General features: G+C 73.2%; 17 protein-coding genes. 7 read left to right on the top strand and 10 right to left on the bottom strand.

Going from position 1 to position 20755, the window contains the following annotated elements; translation table 11 throughout:
• Positions 1 to 116 precede the first annotated feature (116 nt).
• Together ACIPUC_RS11225 and ACIPUC_RS11220 are read left to right on the top strand one after the other, a co-directional pair.
• On the top strand, positions 117 to 311 hold the full coding sequence (locus ACIPUC_RS11225) for a hypothetical protein (protein WP_446588691.1): 195 nt from the start codon (positions 117 to 119) through the stop codon (positions 309 to 311).
• A 138-nt stretch (positions 312 to 449) separates the two neighbouring features.
• The gene (locus tag ACIPUC_RS11220; RefSeq protein WP_446588689.1) at positions 450 to 2018 is read left to right on the top strand and encodes a hypothetical protein; all 1569 of its coding nucleotides are present in this window, start codon (positions 450 to 452) and stop codon (positions 2016 to 2018) included.
• A 58-nt stretch (positions 2019 to 2076) separates the two neighbouring features.
• Here ACIPUC_RS11220 and ACIPUC_RS11215 read toward each other — a convergent pair whose 3' ends face one another.
• The 4 genes from ACIPUC_RS11215 to ACIPUC_RS11200 form a co-directional block, all read right to left on the bottom strand.
• Entirely contained in the window at positions 2077 to 3186 is a 1110-nt protein-coding gene (locus ACIPUC_RS11215) for an aryl-sulfate sulfotransferase (protein ID WP_446588687.1), read from the bottom strand.
• A 25-nt stretch (positions 3187 to 3211) separates the two neighbouring features.
• Complete coding sequence (locus ACIPUC_RS11210) at positions 3212 to 4213, bottom strand: ABC transporter substrate-binding protein (protein ID WP_446588685.1); 1002 nt, start codon at positions 4211 to 4213, stop codon at positions 3212 to 3214.
• Positions 4214 to 4279: 66 nt separating this feature from the next.
• Entirely contained in the window at positions 4280 to 4996 is a 717-nt protein-coding gene (locus tag ACIPUC_RS11205) for an ABC transporter ATP-binding protein (protein WP_446588683.1), read from the bottom strand.
• The gene (locus ACIPUC_RS11200) at positions 4993 to 5772 is read right to left on the bottom strand and encodes an ABC transporter permease (RefSeq protein ID WP_446588681.1); all 780 of its coding nucleotides are present in this window, start codon (positions 5770 to 5772) and stop codon (positions 4993 to 4995) included. Before ACIPUC_RS11200 ends, ACIPUC_RS11205 begins: the two co-directional genes overlap by 4 nt.
• A 135-nt stretch (positions 5773 to 5907) precedes the next feature.
• On the opposite strand from ACIPUC_RS11200, the gene ACIPUC_RS11195 reads away from it, so the two are divergent.
• Complete coding sequence (locus ACIPUC_RS11195) at positions 5908 to 6480, top strand: helix-turn-helix domain-containing protein (protein ID WP_446588679.1); 573 nt, start codon at positions 5908 to 5910, stop codon at positions 6478 to 6480.
• Positions 6481 to 6494: 14 nt separating this feature from the next.
• Here ACIPUC_RS11195 and ACIPUC_RS11190 read toward each other — a convergent pair whose 3' ends face one another.
• From ACIPUC_RS11190 to ACIPUC_RS11180, 3 genes are all read right to left on the bottom strand, one after another.
• Positions 6495 to 7343, bottom strand: coding sequence for an NlpC/P60 family protein (locus tag ACIPUC_RS11190; protein ID WP_446588677.1), 849 nt, complete (start codon positions 7341 to 7343; stop codon positions 6495 to 6497).
• Between the two features lie 135 nt (positions 7344 to 7478).
• On the bottom strand, positions 7479 to 11291 hold the full coding sequence (locus ACIPUC_RS11185) for an nSTAND1 domain-containing NTPase (protein ID WP_446588675.1): 3813 nt from the start codon (positions 11289 to 11291) through the stop codon (positions 7479 to 7481).
• A 145-nt stretch (positions 11292 to 11436) separates the two neighbouring features.
• Entirely contained in the window at positions 11437 to 11799 is a 363-nt protein-coding gene (locus ACIPUC_RS11180) for a hypothetical protein (RefSeq protein ID WP_446588673.1), read from the bottom strand.
• A gap of 319 nt (positions 11800 to 12118) precedes the next feature.
• Here ACIPUC_RS11180 and ACIPUC_RS11175 point away from each other — a divergent pair, with 319 nt between their 5' ends.
• Together ACIPUC_RS11175 and ACIPUC_RS11170 are read left to right on the top strand one after the other, a co-directional pair.
• Positions 12119 to 13186: a right-handed parallel beta-helix repeat-containing protein gene (locus ACIPUC_RS11175; RefSeq protein WP_446588671.1), complete on the top strand. Its 1068-nt coding sequence runs from the start codon at positions 12119 to 12121 to the stop codon at positions 13184 to 13186.
• 35 nt (positions 13187 to 13221) lie between these two features.
• Positions 13222 to 14298 carry a methyltransferase gene (locus ACIPUC_RS11170; RefSeq protein WP_446588669.1) on the top strand — a complete coding sequence of 359 codons (1077 nt, stop codon included), beginning with the start codon at positions 13222 to 13224 and terminating at the stop codon, positions 14296 to 14298.
• A 76-nt stretch (positions 14299 to 14374) separates the two neighbouring features.
• Here the strand turns inward: ACIPUC_RS11170 and ACIPUC_RS11165 are convergent, their stop codons facing one another.
• Positions 14375 to 14641: an acyl carrier protein gene (locus ACIPUC_RS11165; protein ID WP_446588667.1), complete on the bottom strand. Its 267-nt coding sequence runs from the start codon at positions 14639 to 14641 to the stop codon at positions 14375 to 14377.
• A 13-nt stretch (positions 14642 to 14654) separates the two neighbouring features.
• Positions 14655 to 15779 (bottom strand): SchA/CurD-like domain-containing protein, encoded by a 1125-nt coding sequence (locus ACIPUC_RS11160; RefSeq protein WP_446588665.1) that lies wholly within the window; start codon positions 15777 to 15779, stop codon positions 14655 to 14657.
• Positions 15780 to 15927: 148 nt separating this feature from the next.
• On the opposite strand from ACIPUC_RS11160, the gene ACIPUC_RS11155 reads away from it, so the two are divergent.
• A complete protein-coding gene (locus ACIPUC_RS11155) occupies positions 15928 to 17574 on the top strand; it encodes an FAD-dependent oxidoreductase (RefSeq protein ID WP_446588663.1) in 1647 nt (548 codons plus the stop codon).
• Positions 17575 to 17689: 115 nt separating this feature from the next.
• Positions 17690 to 20116 (top strand): SpoIIE family protein phosphatase, encoded by a 2427-nt coding sequence (locus ACIPUC_RS11150; protein ID WP_446588661.1) that lies wholly within the window; start codon positions 17690 to 17692, stop codon positions 20114 to 20116.
• On the opposite strand, the gene ACIPUC_RS11145 is transcribed toward ACIPUC_RS11150, so the two are convergent.
• The gene (locus tag ACIPUC_RS11145; RefSeq protein ID WP_446588659.1) at positions 20113 to 20742 is read right to left on the bottom strand and encodes a TetR/AcrR family transcriptional regulator; all 630 of its coding nucleotides are present in this window, start codon (positions 20740 to 20742) and stop codon (positions 20113 to 20115) included. The genes ACIPUC_RS11150 and ACIPUC_RS11145 overlap by 4 nt on opposite strands.
• Between the last annotated feature and the right edge of the window lie 13 nt (positions 20743 to 20755).

The following is a 20755-nucleotide window of genomic DNA, read 5'->3' as shown; positions in this document are numbered from 1 at the left end:
GTGATCGTCAAGGACTGACCGGCCATCACGGACGGTCAACACCCGTACGGCGGACACGTGTTTCGCCCGACGGCACCCCCGGCTGCGCCACCATGGCGGCGAGTAAGGAGGTTTCGATGGTGATTTCCCTCTCGGTGGTCGTCCTGCTCCTCATCCTCGCGTGGATCTTCCTGCGCAGCGGCGGCCTCAAGTTCTCCCACGCCCTCGTGTGCGTGCTGCTCGGCTTCTACCTCGCGAGCAGCAGCATGGCCGCGACCATCCACGACGGCCTGACGGCCACCGCGAACGTGGTCTCCAGCCTCAAGCCCTAGGGAGTCGATCGACTGTTGCGCGCACGTGAATCATCCGGCTCCTCCATGGACTCTTCGGGCACCGCGATCTAGCGTCTGGCGGCGGCGCGACATCAGACGCATTGTCAACAGCACGGAAGAGACACGGAGGAAGTCCGGATGTTCCGAAGAGCGCTGAACTGCGCCGTGGCACCGGTAGTCGCCGCATTCGCGGTGATGTACGGCGTCGCGCCCGCCCAGGCGGACGAGATACCCAAGGCCCCCGGCCACCGCCTGATCAGCCACTACGACGGCGCCGCCGCGGCCCCCGCGCCGCTGCCCGGCGAGGCGCCGCCGCAGCACCCCTTCCTCGCGCCCAACGGCCGCAGCGGCATGCACTCCGACGCGTCCGGCAGCGCCACCTCGCCCTGGTCCGGGCCGCTCGGCAAGGACCCGAAGGTGACCAGCGAGAAGATCGCCGCCCTCGGCGGCGAATGCGCCACCGCCACCTTCGACGCGGGCGGCCGGCTCGTCACGGTGTGCGGCACCTTCACCGGGTTCAAGGTCAAGCTCCTGGAGCCCCGTACGCTCGCCACGCTCGCGGAGTACCAGCTCCCGCAGCGCTCCTCGACGGTCGAGGCGATCACCTCCCTCGACTTCTCGAAGATCTTCAAGGACACCTCGGGCGGCGCCTACTTCTACCTGGACCACCAGGACCGGGCCGTACTGGCCGACTCCCGCCAGCACATCCTGCGCCTCGCACACTCCCGGAACCCCGACGGCAGCTGGCGGTTCACCGTCGACAACGACTGGGACCTCACCGGCCAGGTGCCGCACGACTGCGTCACCTGGACCAACCTGAGGCCCAGCGGCACCTGCGACCCGGTCACCTCCGTGATGCCCGACTGGAGCGGCCGCATCTGGTGGGTCACCCGTCAGGGCCGCGTGGGGACCGTGGACCCGGCGACCTCGGAGATCCGCTCCGTCCGGCTGGACGGCGAGGAGATCCAGAACTCCTTCTCCGTCGCCGAGGACGGCGTCTCCATCGTCTCCGACCACGCGCTCTACAGCTTCCGCGCCGCCGCCGACGGCACCCCCGAGGTGCAGTGGCGCCAGACCTACGACCGCGGCACCGGCGCCAAACCCGGTACCGTGAACCAGGGTTCGGGCACCACACCGGACCTCTTCGGGGACGGCTACGTCGCCATCACCGACAACGCCGACGACCGGATGAACGTCCTGGTCTACCGGCGGGGCGTCGACGTCCCGGCCGACCGGCGGCTGGTCTGCAGGGTGCCGGTGTTCGGATCCGGCGCCTCGACCACCGACAACTCCCTGATCACCTGGGGCAACAGCATCGTCGTCGAGAACAATTACGGCTACGAGAACGTCACCACGCTGCTGCTGGGCAAGTCCGTCGTCGGCGGCGCGGCCCGCATCGACGTGCGCGTCGACGGCAGCGGCTGCGACACGGTGTGGGAGAGCCCGGTCCGCGCACCCTCCGTCGTCCCCAAGCTCTCCACCGCGAACGGGCTCCTCTACTTCTACGAGAAGGAGCCCAACTCCTGGGGCATCGACGCCTGGTACCTCACCGCGGTGGACTTCCGCACCGGTGAGCGCCGCTGGCGGCAGCTGACCGGCACCGGCCCGCTGTACGACAACAACTGGGCCCCGATCACCCTCGGGCCCGACGGGACCGCGTACGTCGGCGTCTTCAACGGCATCGTCGCCGTCCGCGACGGCGGCTGACCGCCCCGGCGGGAGCCGGTCGGCACGCGCCCCGCGCCGACCGGCTCCCGCCGTCCCGTCACAGCCAGGGCAGCTGGTCGGCGGCGTACCGGTAGGCGCGGAAGACGGAGTTCTGGGCGCCGGCCGAGGACTCGAGGCCCACGCCCCCGCCGAAGGACCCGAACTGCGGCACCACGAACTCCCAGACCACGTCTCCGTCGCGGGTCACCTCGAAGAGCCGGCCGAAGGAGCCCTCGGCGATGAAGGTGTTCCCGTTCGGCAGGCGCTGGGCGCTCGACATGTAAGGGCTGAAGAAGTTCTGCGGGGGATTGTCCTCGTACGACCACACTTCCCGGCCCGTGCGCGGGTCGATCTCCAGCACCCGCGAGTACGGCACGGAGGTGGTGTCGCGGTAGGTCCCGTTGTCGAAGACCAGGATCGTGCCGTCGGCCAATTCGTGCGGATGGTGCTGCTGGGCGAGCACGTCGGGCCCGATGCGCCAGCGCACGGAGCCGTCGGCCCGGTCGACGGCCACGGTGGTGGAGGCGCTGCGGAAGCCCACCACGATCGAGCCGTCTGCCAGTTCGTTGACGGTGTTGGCCATCGGCCAGTGCTCGCGGGCGAAGTGCGGGTTGAGGGGGAACTCCTCGGGGTCGAGGTGCTCGATGGCGGCCCAGCGCCACACCGCTCGCCCGTCCCAGGTCAGTTCGTACACCACGTCCCCGTAGATCACCCCGCCCGGTGCTTCGGAGCCGGGAATGCCGCCGCGGATCCGGGCCGCGTCGGCCGGGGCCAGCGGCTCTACGACGGTGACGACGAGGTTGCCGTTGCGCAGGACGGAGGCGTCGTGGTGGTGGAAGGGGTGCCGGGCCTCGCGCAGGACCGTGGAGTCCGGTGCCAGTTCCTGGAAGATCCCGCCGTGGTAGACGTCCCAGATGGGGAAGAGGGTCGGGCCGCTGGTGTCCTTGGCCGCGTAGAAGAGGTTCCCGTTGGGGAGGAGCTGCGCCTGACGGCCGGGCGGATGCGGGGAGTTCCAGGTGTGGGCGGGACGGCCCTCGATGTCGACGAGGTGGATCTCGCCGGTGCCCGTGATCGGCGTGTAGAGGGTGTAGCCGCCGTAGCTGAGGGCGGGGTCGTGGGCGATCAGGCCCACGCCGCGGCGGCGCAGGGTGTTCTGGTCGACGGCCATGAGGATCTCCTGTGCGGGGTGTGGTTCAGCGGACGGTGACGGCGGCCGGGTCGACGGCCGTCAGGGGTGCGGGGTGCACGTGCCGCAGCAGTGCGGCGCGGTCGGCGGAGCCCGGCAGGCTCTGGGCGGCCTTGGCCCAGGCGGCCTCCTGCTCCAACTGGTCGAGCAGCTCGGACGAGAGGTTCGCGCCGTACCCGTACCGGGGCTGGAAGGCGTCCACGTATCCGGCCTGGAGCGCGCCCTTGGACTGGGCGAGTACGGCCTTTCGCGCGGCGGCCGGATCGGCGGCGATCTCGTGCTGCGCCTTCACCAGTGCCCGGAGCACGGCCGTGGTGGTCTCCTCGGCCGCCCCGGGGCCGGCGACGAGCAGGGTCCGGGCCGTGTAGCCGGTGAAGGGGAGCTCCGCGTAGCGCTCGCCGAGGGTGGTGCGGGCGGAGTCGTAGAAGCTGGGGAAGGTGACCCCGGCGTCGACGTCCCCGCGGGTCAGGGCCGGAGTCACCTGGTTCGGGGCGAGGTTGACCACCGTCACGTCCGCGGCGGTCAGCTGCGCCGACGCCAGCATCCGCGACAGCGCGTACTCCACGTTCGTGCCCTGCGGGACGCCGACCTTGCGGCCCTTGAGCGCGGCGAACCCGGTGATCCGCCGGTCGGTCCGGGTGAGCAGGCGCCAGTCGTCGAACCGGGACAGGTCGGCGACGATCCGCAGGTCCCGGCCGCCCAGCACGGCCGTCACCGCGGGCAGGTCGCCCACGACGCCGAGCTGGGCCTGGCCGCCGAGCACGGCGTTGAGGGCGTCCCGGCCGGTGGGCTGCGTGGTGACGGTGGCCTCGACGCCCTCGGCGGCCCACAGCCCGCGCTCGGCGGCCACGTGGACGGGCGCACCGCCGAGGTGGTCGCTCGCCGCGAGGGTGACGGGCGGGCGCACGGCGCCCGCGCGGGCGGGGGAGCCGGTGCAGGCCGTGGTGAGCGCGGCGAGCAGGGCGGCGGCGGCCAGCAGTGCGGCGGCCGCCGCGCGGGATCCGGGCATGTCGGGGGGTCCTTTCGGGAAAGGGCGAAGGGGTGAAGGGGGAGGGGGAGGGGGAGGGGGAGGGGGTTATTCGGCACCGAGGTGACGGGCGATCAGCGACCGCAGATCCGGGTCGGGCGGCCCGGCGGGAACCGGGTGGTCGGCCAGTACCCGCCCGGGAGATCCGCCGAGTACGACGACCCGCTCGGCGAGGGCCAGGGCCTCGTCGATGTCGTGCGTGACGAACAGGACGGTGGTGCCGCGGCGCTGCCACAACTCCCGCAGCAGGGTCTGCATCCGGGTCCGGGTCAGCGAGTCCAGGGCCCCGAACGGCTCGTCCATCAGCAGCACTTCCGGCTCGGCGGCCAGCGCCCGGGCCAGCGCAACGCGCTGCTGCATCCCGCCGGACAGCTGGGCCGGGTACTTCTGCGCGCCCTCCGACAGCCCCACCTCGGCCAGCGCGGCGAGGGCGCGGCGGCGGCGTTCCGCACGCGGCAGGCCGAGCCGTTTGAGGGCGAACTCCACGTTGCCGCGTGCCGTGCGCCAGGGGAAGAGGGCGTAGTGCTGGAAGACCACGCCCCGGTCGGGGCCAGGTCCGCGCACCGGCTCGGATCCCGCCGTCACCCGCCCGGCGGCCGGCCGCACGAATCCGGCCACCGCGTTCAGCACCGTGGACTTCCCGCACCCGCTCGGCCCCAGCAGGGCCGTGAACGACCCCGCCGGGAGGTCCAGATCGGTGCGCTCCAGCACCGCCGTGCCGCCGTACCCGACGGTCAGCCCCTCCAGCCGGACCCGTCGGCTCATGACGCGCTCCAGTGCACGAACCTGCGGCCGACCGCGGCCAGGACGAGGTCGACGGCCACGCCGAGCAGCCCGAGCACGAGCAGCCCCGCGAACATCCGGTCCACGCGCAGGAACTGGCCGTCCACCTGGAGCCGGTACGCGAGCCCGCTGTCCGCGCCGCCCAGTTCCGCCGCCACCAGGGCGAGCAGTGCCACCGAGGCTCCGTAGCGCAGTGCCGCGAGCAGGGCGGGTGCGGCGGAGGGCAGCAGCACCTCGGTGAAGCGCCGGTGCAGCGGTGCCCCGAGCGACCGGGCCGCGCGCAGGTGGGACACCGGCACCCGGGAGACCCCGTCGTGGACGTAGAGCCAGACGGCGAGCAGGACGGCGTACGCGATGAGCAGGCGCTTGGCGGTCTCGCCGATGCCGAACCAGGCGGTCGCCAGCGGCACCAGCGCGATGGCGGGTATCGGGCGCAGGAAGGAGACCACCGGGGTGACGGCGGCGGAGAGCGCCGGCAGGTAGCCGGTGGTGAAGCCGAGCGCGCTGCCGATGACCGCGCCCAGGGCGAAGCCCTGTCCCGCCCGGGCCAGGCTGGCTCCGAGGTCGGCGGCCAGGGTGCCCTCGCGGACGCTGTCGGCCAGGGCGGCCGCGGTCTGGGCGGGCGTCGGCAGCAGCCCGGGGGCCACCGCTCCGGACCGGGCGAGCAGGTACCACAGGGCGAGCACGGCGCCGGCCGCGCCCAGGGCCGGACCGAGCCGGCCGAGGGTCCGGCCGGGCGGGGAGTGGGTGGCGTGCACGGGGGTGGCTCCTCGTTCGTCCTCGTTGATAAGTGAGGTTAATAATTGACCACGCTTATGAAGGGCGTGTTGCAGCCGTGCGAAGCCTGCCGGGGCCACCCGGCCCGCCCGGCGCCATGAGGTACGTTCGCCAGCGTGTCTCGCCCCGAACCCACGCCCGAAGCGATCGAGGTCGGACGGGTGATCCGCGGCTGCCGCAAACAGCGCGGGGTCTCCATGGCCGTGCTCGCCACCCGTTCCGGCCTCTCCCAGCCCTTCCTCAGCCAGCTCGAACGCGGACTCGCCACGCCCAGCCTCAGCTCGATCTACCGGATCGCCGAAGCCCTGGAGGTGGCCCCCGGCACCTTCCTGAGGCCCCCCGCCCGCCCGGGGACGGTCAGCCACGAGAGCGACCCCCAGGTGATCCGCGTGGACGAGGCCGCGGGGCAGGTGGCGCAGGTGCTCATCCCCGGCGGGCGCAGCGGGCTGATGGAGGCCTACGAGCACCACTTCGAGCCCGGCCAGGGTGAGCGCGGCTGGTTCGAGCACCCGGGCGAGGACTTCCTCTACGTCCTGGAGGGCGAGATCCTCCTCGAGGTCGAGGGCGAGGAACCGCTGACCCTGCGGGCCGGCCAGAGCGCCCACCACCACGGCGGCGTTCCGCACCGCTGCCGCCTCGCCGGCCCGTCAGCAGCCCGCACCCTCCTGGTCATCGCCGGCGGCGCCTAGGCCGTCGCTCGCGTTCAGGGTTTGTCCGGGGCGCAGGTGGGCACGCCGTCCAGCCACTCGGGTCCCTGGATGTAGATGTTGGTGACCCAGGCCCGGTAGTCCGGCAGGTAGGACCAGGCGTCGTTGGTGTAGCCGTCGGAGGTGACCTTCTCCGCGTGCTTCTGGCACTCCACGCGGATCGTCGTCGGACCGGGGAAGGCGTACACCCGCGCCCCCTGGGTGGAGGGCCGGTCCTTGGTCCACACCCCGGAGCCCCAGGTGCGGAACACGTGCCCGGTCACCGGTCCGGGGTCGATGCGCACGGCCCCGTAGTAGCCGGCGCCCAGCCGGACGTCACTGACCATCAGCTTGGTGCCGGACTGCCGGGCCTCGGCCATCTTGCCCGCGCCCAGGTAGATCGCGATGTGGTGCAGGTCCTGCGAGGTGCCCCAGACCAGCAGGTCGCCGGGGAGCAGCGGGCCGAGCCCCTGGGCGGCGGTGAAGCGGCCGGCCGCGCGGTGCGTGTAGTACTGGGCGCTCGCCACGCCGTTCAGGATGTCCGACCCGGCAGCCTCGGCGTAGGCGTGGCGGACCAGCCCCGAGCAGTCGAAGCCGAGCCGCTCGGGGTCGTGTTCGCTCGCCGGGTCGGTCGGGTCGACCTGCCCGTAGGTGGGGCCGGGCCGGGGCCCGTGGCCGCCGCCCCACGTGTACCAGACGTCCGCGGCGATCTGCGCGCAGGCGGCGGCGACGGCCCGCTCGGCGGTCGCGGAAGCCCCCGGCGCGCGTACGGAGCATTCCGCGTCGGCGGCGGCCGTCGGGGGAGCCCACAGGAGGAAGACCAGTAACCCGACGACCGTGCCCAGGAGAGAGGATCGGCGAAGCATGCGAGGACCTCGATTCGTGTTGCCGTAGGTGAGAGCAGCCTGGGGGCCGCGGCCCCGCCCGGGGAGGTCCCGGGAGCACCCCGTCCGGACGGGCAACGGGAAACCCCTCCGGGAAACCCCCGCGGACAGGGCGTGTCAGGGCCGCGGGCACGCCGGGCCGGGGGAGAGCCGGCAGATCTCCGCCAGCCGGGCCCCGACGTCCACGCTCCACAGCCGTACGGTGCCGTCGGTGCTGCTGCTCGCCACCGTCCGCCCGTCGGGGGCGAAGGAGACCCCCCACACCGCGCTGGTGTGGCCGGACAGCGCGGCCACCGGACGGCGGCCGGCCACCTCCCACAGCCGCACCGTGCGGTCGTTGCCGCTGCTCGCGAGGGTCCGCCCGTCGGGGGAGAAGGCGATGCCGCGCGCGGAGCCGGTGTGGCCGGTGAGCGCCGCCTCGAAGCGGCGGCGGCGGGTGTCCCAGAGCCGTACGGTCCCGTCGTTGCCGCTGCTGGCCAGGGTCCGGCCGTCCGGGCTGAAGGCCACGCCCCGAACCGCCCCCGTATGGCCGGTGAGCGCGGCCAGCTGCCGCCGCTCGGAGACGTCCCACAGCCGTACGGTCAGATCGTCGCCCGCGCTCGCCAGGGTGCGCCCGTCGGGGCTGAACACCACGTCGTTGGCGAAGTCCGTATGGCCGGCGAGCACGGCGAGCCTGCGGCGCGCGGCCACGTCCCACAGCCGCACCGTGCCGTCCGAGCCGGCCGCGGCCAGGGTCCGGCCGTCCGGTGCGAAGGCCACGGAGAACACGGTGCCGCCCTGGCCGTTGAGGGTGGCGGCCGGCCCGCGCGCCGCGACGTCCCACAACCGGATCGTGCCGTCGGAGCCCGCCGAGGCCAGCGTCCGCCCGTCGGGGGCGAAGGCCACCGAGAACACCGTCTCGGTGTGCCCCGCGAACGCGGCCACCGCCCGGCGCCCCGCCACGTCCCACAGCCGCACGGCGTGATCCGCTTCGGCGGTGGCCAGCAGTCTGCCGTCCGGGCTGTACGCGGCGTGCCAGACCTCGGTGAACGGACGCGAGGTCAGCACCGGGCCGCGCAGGTCCCACAGCACCACGGACTGGTCGAACCCGGCGGTGGCCAGCACGGTCCCGTCCGGGTCCACCGCCACCCCGAGCACGTAGTCGGTGTGTCCGGCGAGCGTCGCCGTCAGCCGCCCGGCCCGCACGTCCCACAGCCGGGTCGTGCCGTCCCCGCCCGCGCTGACGACCGTCGTCCCGTCCGGCGTGTACGCCACGCCGTTGACGTCGTCGCTGTGTCCCGTCAGCGTCGCGGTGGTCCGGCGCCCGGCCACGTCCCACAGCCGTACGGTCCGGTCGACGCCCCCGGTGGCGACGCTCCGGCCGTCCGGGGCGAAGGCCGCCCCCAGCACCTCGTCCGTGTGCCCGGCGAGGACGGCCAGCGGACGGGCGGCCACCGGATCCCAGAGCCGTACGGTCCGGTCGCCTCCGGCCGACACGAGCGTGCGGCCGTCCGCCGCGTACGCCAGGGCGTTGACCCTCCCTGCGTGGCCCTCGAGCGAGGCCACCGCCCGGTGCTCCCCGGCCGTCTCCCACAGCCGGACGGTCCCGTCGGGGGCCGCGACGGCCAGGGTCCGCCCGTCGGGTGCGAAGGCCACGGCCCGGGCCCCGGTGGTGTCCGGCGCCAGGACCGCGGCCGTACGGCGGCCGGTGACGTCCCACAGCAGCGCGGGACCGTCCGTGGAGGTGGCCGCGAGGGTGCGGCCGTCGGGGCTGAAGGCGACGGCCCGTACCCGCCCGGGCAGGGCGAAGGACGCCGTCGTGCGGCGGTCGGACACCCGCCGCAGGGTCACCGTGCCGTCCGAACTGGCCGTCGCCAGCACGCCGTTCCCCGGGGCGAAGGCCACCGCGTTCACGGCGCCGCCGTGCCCGCCGAGCCGGGCGATGAACGGCTGGGACTGGGTGCTCAGCACCGCCCCGCGCGCCTCGGTCGTGGCCGAGGTCCGGTAGGCCTCCGCGGCGAGCCGCATCGAGCTCTCCGGCTGGCCCGCCGCCAGCGAGGCGGACTGCAGGGCCAGCGCCCGCGAGCGGGCCACGCGCTCCTGGCCGAGCGCGCCCGCGCGCTGCTCGTACGCCAGGCCGCCCGCGCCCACGGCGAGCACCAGCAGGACGACCAGGGTGGCCAGCATCCGCTGCCGCAGGCGTACCTGGCGCCGGGCCTGCCGCTCCCGGGCGTCCTCCCCGGCCTGGCTGGCCCGCAGGAAGTCCTCCTCGCGCGGGCCGAGCCTGCTCCTGCCGTCGAGCTCGTCCGCCCACGACCGGGCGTTCTCCAGCCGGGTCCCGCGGTAGAGGGCCGACGGATCGCGGTCCTCGCGCTCCCATTCGGCGGCGGCGTGCGCCAGCTGCTGGTGGATCAGCAGGCCGGCCCGGTCCGCGTGGATCCAGCCGCGCAGCCGCGGCCAGGCGTGCAGCAGGGCCTCGTGGGTGATCTCGACGGTGTCGCTGTCCACGGTGACCAGCCGGGCCCGGACGAAGGTGTCGAGCGCCGCCGCGGCCCGGTCCGGGCCGGGCAGCTGCTCCGTCAGCGCGGTCCGGTCCATCCGGCGGCGGGTCGCCCCCGCTCCGTCGGCGACGTGCACCAGCCGGACCAGGACGCGGCGGACCGTCCGCTGCTCGGCGGGGTACAGACGGGCGAACACGGTCTCGGCGGTCCGCGCGATCGCCCCCTGGATGCCGCCGGTCCGCTCGTACCCGGCGACCGTCAGGGTGGATCCGGTGCGCTGCTGCCAGGTGGCCATCAGGGCGTGGGAGACCAACGGAAGCACACCGGAGGGCGTGTGGCCGGGGCTGTCCTCGCGCAGACCGGCATCGCGCAGCAGCAGCGGGACCAGGCCCGGCTCGAGGGTGACTCCGGCGAGCTCCGCCGGGCGCGTGATCGATTCCCGGAGCTCCGCCAGGGACATCGGGGGCAGGACGAAGAGCCCCGAGGCGAAGGCCGAGGCCAGCTCCGGCAGGTCCAGACAGCTGCCGGTGAAGTCGGCCCGCACGCCGAGCACCACGACGGCGGGGTCGGGCCCGTCGCCCGCGGGCCGGGACGTGGACACGGCCGACAGCACCCGGGCGAAGGCGTGCCGCTCGGCCTCGTCGGAGCAGAGGGTGAACAGCTCCTCGAACTGATCGACGATCAGCACCAGCCGGACCGGCGGGGGCTCGCGGTCCCGGTCCGGGTCGGCGGCCGGGTCCGGGGCGGTGGCCGACAGCCGGCGCAAGGCTTCCAGGAGTGCCAGGGGCCGCTCCCGCAACTCCTGTGCCCCGAGGCCGAGATCGCTGCCCAGCACCTTCGCGGTGCAGTCCAGCAGCTCCTCGAGCGGATGGGCCGTGGGAGTGAACCGCACCACCGGCCAGGCGTCGGCGCCCGGCATCGGGAAGCCGCCGCCGCGCCGGAGCGCGGGGACGAGACCGGCGTTCAGCAGGGAGGACTTGCCCGCGCCGGAGGGGGCGGCCAGCATCAGCGGCCCGTTCCCGATCCGTTCGAAGACCCGCTCGACCAGCTCGGCCGTGGCCCTTTCCCGGCCGAAGTACCACCCGGCGTCCTGCGCCGTGAAGGCCGGCAGGCCCCGGTACGGGCACTCGCCGGCCTCCGTCCCCGCCCCGCCGGACCCCGGATCGGTCCGGTCCGCCTCCCCGGCCATCCGCAGCAGCTCACCGCCCGCGCGCAGTACGTCGTCGCAGCGCCGGGCGACGTCCACGGTCACGCGCTTCGAGCCCGTCTCGATCTTGCTCAGGTAGCCCTTGCTGTAGTGCGTGCGCCGGGCCAGGTCGGCCAGCGACATGCCCCGTTGCAACCGCAGACGTCTCAGCTGCGCGGGAAACGGCAGGGCGGCGGTGTCGTCGGAGTCGTACGGGTGGTCGGTGTTCGGCCGTCGGTCCGGATCCCCCAAAGCATCCCCCATGGCATGCGCGCCCAGACGCCGAGATGGCGGTTCCCAGGCTACAGCGGGGGTCGGACGGACGGCCAAATCCTGGGATTCGTATGACGACAACAGGAACGTCCGGAGCCGGCGGACGGCGGCTCCGGACGCTGTTCCCCCGCAGGCGCTACGGGTTGAGGCGCACCGAGTTGATGGGCGTCAGGTTGGCGTAGACACCGGTCTTGGCGGCGATGGGGCTGCCGCAGCCGGCCCCGTTGGAGCCGGTGCACAGATTTGCGGTCGCACCGCCGTACTGGTTGTTGAGCACCCAGTGGTTCCCGTACTGGTTGCTGAGGTTGTGGGCCCCGTACTTGTAGAAGATGTGGGTCGGCCTGACGGCGGGGTTCTGGTCCTGGGGGTAGATGCAGACGGCCCCGTCCGGGCACCCGGCCCACGCGTCGGCCGGCTTGGCCTCGACCGTACCGCTGAGCGCGAGTACGGCGGCGGCGGCGGTCGCGAGCGCGGCGGCGCCGCGGAACATCTTGCGCATGATTTTCCCCTCGTGGGTCTTGCCTGGTGCGGACGGCTCCAGACTGCGGCCGCCGGGCACCGGGGGTCGACGGGTTTCCCGTTGCCCGTCGCGGCCCGCCGGGGGAAACCCCCGGCGACCGGCCGGTGCGCGCGGGAGGGGGCAACACGCCGATCGGGGCGGCCGCGGAGGCGCGCTCCCGGGCCCGGCCGGCGGCTGCCAAGGCGACGCGCGGGCGGCCACCCGTCCGGACCTCGAAATGAGCCCGTTTGCCAGCGGTAGGTATCCATCCGCTTACCCGGTGTGGCGAGCTGCCCTGATCGCCCATAACTTCGGCAACGTGACGAACCGACAGCTCACGGTCCTCGCATGCATCTCAGTCGTCATGGCCACAGGCCTCGGCGTGGCAGCGCCTTCGGCCGCCGCGGCCCGACGCACGGTGCATCCGGGAGAATCGATCCAGGAAGCGGTGGACGCCGCACGGCCGGGAGACACCATCATCGTGCTCCCCGGCACCTACCACGAGAGCGTGCACATCACGAAGTCCCTGACCCTGCGGGGTTCCGGGGCGACCACCGTGATCACGCCGCCGGCCGCGCCCCTGCCCGCGCGCGCCGAGAACCCCTGCGCACAGACGGGCAACGGCATCTGCGTCATAGGAGCCGCCGAGAAGACCGTCAACCGGGTGAGCATCCGGTCGCTGACACTGACGGGCTTCAAGAAGAGCGGCATCTGGGCCTCGCGCACCGACCGGATGACCGTCGAGGGGGTGACCGCCGAGAGGAACGGCACCTGGGGCATCGCCCAGGAGAGGTCCACCCGGGGTGCGTTCCGCAACAACACCGCCCGCGACAACGCGGAGTCCGGCATCTTCGTCGCCAACACCATCGACCGCGAGGGCGGGGCCACCGACACCCTCGGCGCCGTCGTCCGCAACAACACGCTGACCGGGAACCGGATCGGAGTCACGGTCAGGCGGGTGCGGAACCTCTCCGTCAACGACAACGTCCTCACCGGGAACTGCGGCGGGATCTTCGTCGTGGGCGACGAGGGCGAGCCGGGTGCCGGTGACATGACCATCCGCGGCAACCGGATCCACGAGAACAACAAGTTCTGCCGCGGCAACACCCGCCTCCCCGACATCCAGGGCGTCGGCATCGTCCTGACCGGCGCCGAAGAGACGCTCGTACGTTCGAACTCGATCCGCGGCAACGTGGGCGCCTCACCGCTGTCCGGCGGAATCCTGCTCTTCAAGAGCTTCGTGGGCGCCACGAACACCGACAACGTCATCAAGGACAACGAGGTGCAGGGCAACAAGCCGGCGGACTTGGCCAACCAGGGGACGGGCACCGGCAACAGCTTCGTCGGCAACCGGTGCGAGACCTCCCAACCCGCGGGGATGTGCTGACCGGTGTTCGCCCTCATCAGGAGAATCGAGGCCGTATGACCACGGCAAGTCCCACCCCCGGCACCGCACCGCCACCCACCTCCGCGGACGTGGCCGCCCCCCAGTCGGCGATGCGGCTGCGCGAGCTCGTCTTCGGCGCGGCGATCGCCGCCGCCGTACGGGCAGCCGCCCGCCTCGGCGTCGCCGACGCCCTGGGGGAGTCGCCCGCCACCGCGGACGACCTCGCGGCGGCGGTGAACGCCGCTCCGCAACCGCTGCACCGGCTGCTCCGCGCCCTGTCCTGCTACGGGATCTTCGCGGAGGCCCCCGACGGGACGTTCGTGCACACCGAGATGTCACGGCTGCTGCGCGAGGACGATCCGCACAGCCTGCGCTACATCTCCCTGTGGTGCACGGAGCCCTGGACCTGGCAGGCCTGGCCCCGGCTCGACGAGGCGGTACGGTCCGGCGGCAGCGTGTTCCACGACCTGTACGGCAAGGGGTTCTTCGACTACCTGCACCAGGACGCGCACGAGTCCGCCCACGTGTTCAACCAGGCCATGACCACCTCCAGCACGCAGTCGGCCCTGGACGTCGCGGAACTCCTCGACCTCACCGGCGTCTCGGTGGTCGCGGACATCGGCGGCGGCCAAGGGCACGTACTGGCGAGCCTGCTGGAGAAGCACCCGGCCGTACGCGGGGTCCTGCTCGACCTGCCGGGCGTGGTGGCGAAGGCCGACCGCCGGCTGCGCGACGGCGGACCGCTCGCCGCGCGGACCGACATCATCCCCGGCGACTGCCGCCACTCCATCCCGGTCGCCGCCGACCTGTACATCATCAAGAACATCCTGGAGTGGGACGACGACAGCACCCGCCGGACCCTGCGGAACGTGATCGAGGCGTCCCGCCCCGGCGCCCGGGTCGTCATCATCGAGAACCTGGTGGACGACACCCCGTCCATGAGGTTCACCACCGCCATGGACCTGATGCTGCTGCTCAACGTGGGCGGCGCGAAGCACACCAAGGGCAGCCTGCTCGCCCGTATGACGGACGCCGGTCTGGTGGTCGGCGAGATCCGCCCGGTCAACGCGTACCTGCACGCATTCGAGTGCACCGTCCCGGCCCCCGGCTGACGGCGGCGGGCGGACACCACAGCGCCCCGGGGCCGGCACGCAGCCGGTCCCGGGGCGCTGGGCGCCGCCGGCCGTGTCAAGCGTCGGTCATGAGCGCGCTGTTGACGAGATCCAGGAACTCCCGGGGCGACTTGCACTTGTCCGCGTCGGGCGGCAGGGGCCGGCCGCTGCGGTTCTCCAGCTCCCCGACGATCCCGAGCAGCCCCAGCGAATCGAGCCCCCACTCCTCGAAGTCCGCGTCGGGGCGGGCGGCCATGTCCGCGGGGTCGACGGTCACACCCGCGCCCTTGTGCATCAGAGCGGCCAGCTCATCCATCGTCAGTCGAGTCAGTCCAGTGGTCATGACGGACCTCTCCTCAGGCTTGCGCCGGCGGACGCCGGTCGGTGATCAGACGCATTTCGGAGCGCCACAGGAAACGGGTCAGCTCGTCCTCGGTCGTGGGGACGCCGTCCTTGACGCTGTCGAGCAGCCGGGCCAGCACGGCCGCCTTGTGGCTGCCCTCCACACCCAGCGCCACGGCGGGCCGGGCGTCGAGCGGGCCGCGCAGGTCCAGGAGCCGGACGACGATGTCGTCCCGCTGGAAGACCGTGCTGCCGTGGATGGGGCTCGCGGGGTCGTCCACGGCGGCCTCGTCCTGGCGGGCCAGCAGCCGCGCCAGCGCCGTCCCGCACCCTTCCTTCGCGGGGTAGAAGAGGGCGTGCCGCCCGATGTCCTCGGGCTCGGGCCCGCCCGACGCCACGTGGTGGACGGCGGGGAGCGCGGCGCGGGTGAAGAACAGGCGGGCGGATCCGGGATCGCCGAGGTCCCGGTCCTGTTCCAGGTGCGGGTTGAGGGCTTCCTCCAGCGCCCTGACGCCGGGCTGCTGCGCGACGTGGCGCAGTGCCGCGAGGAGGTCGCCCTCCACCTCGACGGCCCGCACCACGCGGTTGCCGTGCATGAAGAGGGAGGTGCGGCGCAGCCGGGTCTTCTCGTCGACGCGGGCCGGCGGGGAGGCGTACCCGGCCAGCAGTCTCGCGACGGCGGCCTCGCTGCCCGGCTTCACCGTGAACGTGAGCGCGTGGCGTACGACGCCGTCCCCGCGGCGGGGAGCGGAGGCGATCGTTCCGGGTGCCGGGGGATCCGTGCCGGGCCCGGGTGCCTTGCCGGTCTCCCGCAGCACGCTGAACCGCAGCGAGCGGGTATCGCGCACGCAGCCGTGCAGCGGCTGGACCGTCGCGACGTGCTCCTCGCTGTTCAGCCAGGCCAGGAAGGGCGGGGCGCTCTCCCATTCGCTGGTGATGAGCCACTGCGAGGGATTCTCGATGGACTGGCACAGCTCGTCGCGGATGTGTCCGGGAACGGACGACACCTGCCGGCGCATGTGCTCGTAGACCTCGAGGAACTGATTCTGAGCCCCGTCGTACAGGTCCAGCAGCAGTACGACCCGAAGCCTCGCGCCGTCGAAGGCGGACTGGGATATCCGTTCCGACAAGGTCGTCATCGTTCACACTCCTTCGACAGATCGCGGCCGCCACGGGGGCGGCACCACCCGAACCGATCGTTGTCCGGTAGTGCCATCGGCGCGAGAGGGGAGAACCAAGCGGGTGAACGGGCGAGGGAACGCCCCTCGCACAGGGCATGGAAGAGCCATGAAGGAAAACGTTGACCACCGCGTTCCCGTCCTCATCGTGGGCGGCTCGCTGGTGGGCCTGTGCACCTCGCTGTTTCTGGGCCGGCACGGCATCAGGCACATGCTGGTCGAGAAGCATGCGGGCACCTCGATGCATCCACGCGGACGCGGCATCAACGTACGGACCATGGAGCTGTTCCGGGTCGCCGGTGTGGAGGGCCGGATCCGTCAGGCCGCCTCGGTCCTCGCGGGCAACCACGGCATCCTGCAGGGCGGCTCGCTGACCGGCGAGGATCAGGAGTGGCTGTTCCAGGAGATCGACCCCGGGGGCGCGCTCGCCCGCTTCAGCCCGTCGGCATGGTGCCTGTGCAGCCAGAACGACATCGAGCCGGTGCTGATGTCCGAGGCCCCCGCGCTCGGGGCGGACCTGCGGTTCTCCACCGAGCTCCTCTCATTCGACACCGACGACACCGGCGTGACCGCGATCGTCAAGAACCGCGACACCGGGGAGCACAGCACCGTCCGCGCGGACTACCTGGTCGCCGCCGACGGGCCGCGCAGCCCCGTCCGGGAGCAGCTCGGAATCGGCCAGACCGGCCACGGAGACCTGTTCCACAACGTGAGCATCACCTTCCGCTCCCGCGGGCTCGCGGACGTGGTCGGCGACCGGCGCTTCATCGTCTGCTACCTGACGAAGCCGGACGCGGACGGGGCCCTGCTCCCCGTCGACAACCGCGAGCGGTGGGTCTTCCACGCCCCCTGGCACCCCGACCGGGGCGAGACGATGGAGGACTTCACCGACGAGCGCTGCACCGAGCACATCCGCCGGGCCGTCGGCGCGCCCGGTCTGGACGTCGAGATCACCGGCAAGGCGCCGTGGCACGCGGCCGAGCGCGTCGCGGAACGGTACGGCACCGGACGGGTGTTCCTCGCCGGGGACTCGGCCCACGAGATGTCCCCGACCGGGGCGTTCGGCTCGAACACCGGGATCCAGGACGCCCACAACCTCGCCTGGAAGCTCGCCGCCGTGCTGAACGGTGCGGCGGGGCCCCGACTGCTGCAGAGCTACGAGGCCGAGCGGCTGCCGGTCGCCCGGGCGACGAGCGAACGGGCCTCGGCCCGCTCGGCGGAGCACAGCCATCCGGGATACGAGCCCGAGCCCGACACGGCCTCCGCCGCGCCCGGCGGCGGACGGCCGGGCGGGGTGCTCACCGTCGCCATGGGCTACCGCTACACCGTGGGCGCCGTGCTGGGAGCCGATCCGGAGCAGCCCGTCGTACCCGAACGGATGCGGCTGTCGGGCGAGCCGGGCACGCGCGCCCCGCACATGTGGCTCCACGGATCGGGCGGGCGGCAGTCCACGGTGGACCTCTACGAGCGGTCGTTCGTGCTGCTCAGCTCCGAGGGCACGCCCTGGCGGGCGGCGGCCCGGTCCGTCGCCCGTCTGCTCGGCGTGAGCCTGGACGCGTACGCCATCGGGACCAGTCCGGAGGCCGACCTGGCCCCGGAGGAGGGCGCCGACTGGGCCGAGGTCCACGGCACGACGAAGACCGGGGCGGTCCTCGTACGCCCGGACGGCTTCGTGGCCTGGCGCTCGCCGGAGGCCGTGGTCGATCCGGAGTCCGTCCTCCACGAGGTCCTGAGCCTGCTGCTGTACCGGTCCTGACCGGTTTCCCGGGCCCCCGCGGGACGTGGGCCCGGGAAACGGCTGCCGGCCCGCCGTACCCCTGCCTGCGCCCGCCGCGAGGCGGCCCGTCCCCACCACGTGACATGCTCGAAGGATGACGAGCGATTCCACGCTCCCCGGCATAGGCGACGGCGACGGCGCCGAGCTCGCACCCGCACCCGAGGTGCTCGCACTGGCCAAGGTCGTGGCCAAGCTGCGCGTCGAGGTCATGGCCCTGGAGGGGGCCGCCTCGGCCACGGCCGTCGTGGAGCGGGCCACGGGCGTGCTGATGGCCCGTGAGGACGTGTCCGCCGAGGAGGCGTACGGGACGCTGCTCCGGCGCGCCATCCGGCGGGGGCGGACGCTCCTGGAGGAGAGCCGGATCACCCTGGGTCAGGTCCCCTCGCGCACGGTGTCACCTCCGCAGCCCCCAGAGCAGGCCGATCCGCCCCCGCGGGAGGCGCTGTCGGCCTTCGGCTCCGGCCGCTATCCCGCCGCCACCGGCCGGAGCGTCGGACACTGGCCCGTCCTGGCCCGGCTGGCCGACGGCCTGGCCGGGGCACGGAGCCCGGACGAGATCGCCGAGCTGCTGCGCACCGTACTGGGCGGGGCCGCGGGTGTGGACGGCGTGATGATCTACGCGGTGGCGCCCGCCGGAGGCCTCAGGCTGGCCGGGCACGCCGGTGTCGGGGACGGTGTGGCCGAGCAGTGGCGGCACGTACCGCCGCTGAGCGGGGTGGCCGCGCTGGAGGCCATCGGCGGCGGGCGGGCGCTGTGGCTCGAGGACGCCGAGCGGGACGCCATCCGCTGCCACCTGATCGGGGACCCGCCCGAGCGCTGGCCCACGCGGGCCTGGCTCCCGGTACCCGGCGACCGGCCGGCGACCGCAGCCATCGGATTCCTCCGGACCCGGCAGGGCCCCTTCGACGCCGGTACCCGGACCCTGCTGCGCGGCGCCGTCCGGCTGTGCGCGGACTCGCTGCGCTTCATCGGGCGCTCCGACGGCCCCGGCACGCGGGGCGAGACGGAGGTCGTCCAGCGGATCTTCGACGTGCTGTCCGGAACCGCGGTCCTCCTGACCCCCGTGCGTTCGCCGGCGGGGGAGGTGCGGGACTTCCGGATCGACGCGGCGGCGCCGGAATCCGTCGACGTGGCCGGGCGGCGGGGCAAGGAGCTCGTCGGGCGGCACGTCCTGGAGACCTATCCCACCATCGCGGGCACGGCATTGTGGGAGGGGTACCTGGACACGCTGACCACGGGAACTGCCTATGACGGCGAGCCCTTCGTCTACCAGGAGGTCAGCGCCGGAGTCCCCCGGGAGTCCACGTACTCGGTCCGCGCCACGCGTCTGGGCGACCGCCTGGTCGTGTCCTGGATCCGCCACGACTCCCAAGACCGCGAGACGCGCCGGCTGGAGGACATGCAGCGCCTGGCCAACCTCGGCTGGGCCGGCTGGAGCCTGGCGACGAACACCATCACCTGGTCCGAGCAGGTCTACACGGTCTTCGGCCGGGACCCCGCGCTGGGCCCCATGACGCTGGAGGAGCTGCCCCGGCACCTCGTGCCCGAGGACGTTCCGGTGCTGGGCGCCGCCGTCGAGCGGCTGCTGCGCGAGGGGGCCGCGATCGACCAGCCCTTCCGCATCACCACCGCCGACGGGGTCCGGCACCTGCGGTTCGTCGCGGAGGCGCAGACGGACGCGGACGGGGCCCCGGTCGAGGTGCACGGCTTCTTCCAGGACGTCACCGCACAGCGCGAGGCCGAACTGGCCCTGGACGAGAGCGAGCGCGCGGTCCTGATGGAGCGGGGCATGCTCCAGGCCGAACGCGCCCTCGCCGCCCGGCTCCAGAACGCGCTGCTGCCGATCCCCGAACAGTCCCTGGAGCTGGCCGGCCTGCGCATCGACGTCGCCTACCTGCCCTCCGAGAGCGGAGTCAACGTCGGGGGCGACTGGTACAGCGCCATCGGACTCCCCGACGAGCGCGCGCTCTTCGTCGTCGGCGACGTCGCCGGTCACGGCCTCGACGCCGTCGCGACCATGGCCCAGCTGCGGTTCACCATCAAGGGCATGGTCGTCACGGGCTCGGCGCTGCCCGACGTGCTGCACAGGCTCAACACCCTCCTGCTGCACACCGCTTCGGACAAGCACGCGGCCACCGCCACCGTGATCATGGGCATCTACCGCCCCGGGGACCGCCGCCTGACCTGGGTACGGGCCGGGCACCTGCCGCCCCTGCTGATCCGCGGCGGTGCGGCGCGGTTCCTGCCGCTGCCCGAGGGCAGCCTCCTCGGGGCCGCCTTCGAATCCGTCTACGGACAGCACAGCCTCGACCTGGAACCCGGGGACCACCTGGTGCTCTACACCGACGGGCTGGTCGAGGAGCCGGGGGAGGACATCGAGGTGGGGCTCGCCCGGCTCGCCGACACCGCCCGGCGGCTGCTGGAGGAGGGCCGGGGCGAGGCCCTCGCCCGCACCCTGGCCGCACGGCGCCGGGGCCACCGGGACGACATCTGCGTCCTGGACATCCACGTGCCCGGCTAGTCGGGGGCCGTGCCTGTGACCGTGCCGGGGCCGGTGTCGCCGACGAGGCCGGCGACGTGGTCGGTGATCGTGTCGAGGACGTCCTTCGAAGCCGCGTCGTGGCCCAGGACGAGGAGGCTCAGGGTCAGCCCGTCGGTCATGGCCGCCAGATAGCGGGCCAGCGCGTGGACGGGCACCCCCAGGTCGAAGCCCATGCCCGGGCGGAGCTGTTCGATGAGCTCGGTGTAGGTGTCGGCGTACAGCTCGTACTGCCGCCTGGCCAGGTGCTCGAAGCCCGGCTGGCGCAAGGCGTACTGCGTGAGCTCGTACGTGAGCATGTGCTCGCCGGGATGGGCGGCCACGTGGTCCCAGTACGCCTGGAAGCCGGCCCGGACGGTCTCCCGGAGGGTGGCCTTCGGCTGGATCGCCTCCTTCACCACCGCGATGCAGTGGTCGGTGATCGTCGCGATGACCGACTCCAGCAGGGCCTGCTTGGAGTCGAAGCAGTAGTGGAAGACGCTCAGTGACACGCCCGCCTCGGCGGCGATGGACCGGGTCGTCGTCCGCGCGACGCCGTCCCTGGTCATCGCGCGGATCGCGGCCTCGGTCAGCTGCCGGCGCCGCTCGGCCGACGGCATCCGTGCCATGGGGGTTCCCTTC

The organism is Streptomyces sp. LARHCF249 (genome assembly GCF_052871255.1).
This window is presented reverse-complemented; position numbering and strand designations above follow the sequence as displayed.